Raw genomic sequence first — 1,199 nt, forward strand, 5'->3', positions numbered from 1 at the left:
CACGCTGAAAATGCCGGCCTTTGAATGGGTTCATGTGCAGCTCCATCAGCAAAAGGGGATGATAAGTTTATCACCACCGACTATTTGCAACAGTGCCCTCTTCAGCGATGCCTGAAGGGTAAAAAGCTGTGCAGGGGGCGGAATATTCACCGCTCCCTGAAGACTAGCCAATAATCGCGATGCCAAGACGTTCCATGAGCAACGATGCCTGGTAGTTGTCCAACTTAACGCCTTGTAAATCAACGCGCCGAATATCTAAGTCACCCAACTCCGAATTGGTCAGATCGCAATGTGTGAAGTTTGCTGCTCGCCAGTCGAAAGTCGAAAACTCGCCGCCGGAGAGATCTGAACCACTGAACGTCGCGCCCAGTACCTGGGCCCCCATCCAACGGTTTTCCCACAGCTCACACTTTTCCAACACGACTTTCGAAAAATTGGCGTAGCTTAGATTTGTGTTAGTGATATATGCACTGCAAAACCAGGTGCGAGTAGTGATCATATTCATAAAACTTGCGCCGCGAAAATCTGCGCCTTGCGCACGACAGTGGCGAATTTCAATGCCAAGCGCACTGGCATTGCGAAAATCCGCCATGGATAAATCACAGCTTTTAAAAATGGCATCTTTCAGCATCGCACGACTAAAATTGCACCCTTTCTGGCTTTCACGATCATAGAACTGACAGCCGATAAATTCAGTGCCGCTCAGGTCGGCACCTGAAAAATCACAGTTAAAAAATGTACTATTTTCAATTTTCTCACCGGTGAAGCGGTTTCTGTTAATTTTTTCGCCAACGAGTGCCAGAGCCATATTTTGTGCCTGTTTTTTTATACAGTAATGGCGTCATGGTAAACCCTGATGAGGTTATGCGTCAAATCCGCCAATATAACATCTGCAAATGTGCGTTAAATCTGGTGTTTTTTCAGCAAAGCGCGAAGCTGATGGTAAGTCAGACCCAGTAATTCAGCGGCTTTTTTCTGGTTAAATTTTGCCTGCTGTAAGCTGGTTTGTAGAAAGTCTTTCTCTTGCTGCTGCTGGAATTCACGCAGATCCAGCGGTAACCCTACAGACATCGGTTTAGTTTCCGGCGCCTGCGGCTGCGTCTGGTTCTGAAATCCATCCCTGTCGGTGTTGCTTATGCAGTCTGGTCGGGACTCGGCGTCGTCATAATTACAGCCATTGCCTGGTTGCTTCATGGGCA

The 1,199-nt window shown here is 47.6% G+C and carries 1 protein-coding gene and 2 pseudogenes; 1 reads left to right on the forward strand and 2 read right to left on the reverse strand.

What is annotated here, in order from left to right:
- Positions 1 to 163 precede the first annotated feature (163 nt).
- Together ACNQ0W_RS25135 and ACNQ0W_RS25140 are read right to left on the reverse strand one after the other, a co-directional pair.
- A complete protein-coding gene (locus ACNQ0W_RS25135; protein ID WP_012695489.1) occupies positions 164 to 808 on the reverse strand; it encodes a quinolone resistance pentapeptide repeat protein QnrB2 in 645 nt (214 codons plus the stop codon).
- A gap of 95 nt (positions 809 to 903) precedes the next feature.
- Positions 904 to 1,110 (reverse strand): annotated as a pseudogene (locus ACNQ0W_RS25140) (helix-turn-helix domain-containing protein); the annotation flags it as partial.
- Here ACNQ0W_RS25140 and ACNQ0W_RS25145 point away from each other — a divergent pair.
- Positions 1,096 to 1,199, forward strand: a pseudogene (locus tag ACNQ0W_RS25145) (SMR family transporter); the annotation flags it as partial. The pseudogenes ACNQ0W_RS25140 and ACNQ0W_RS25145 overlap by 15 nt on opposite strands.

The organism is Enterobacter cloacae complex sp. 6730903, from assembly GCF_048283985.1.
GTDB lineage: Bacteria > Pseudomonadota > Gammaproteobacteria > Enterobacterales > Enterobacteriaceae > Enterobacter > Enterobacter hormaechei_C.

Excerpts from the sequence above, each read along its gene's own strand:
- ACNQ0W_RS25135 (WP_012695489.1), bottom strand. The coding sequence starts at position 808 with ATGGCTCTGGCACTCGTTGGCGAAAAAATTAACAGAAACCGCTTCACC.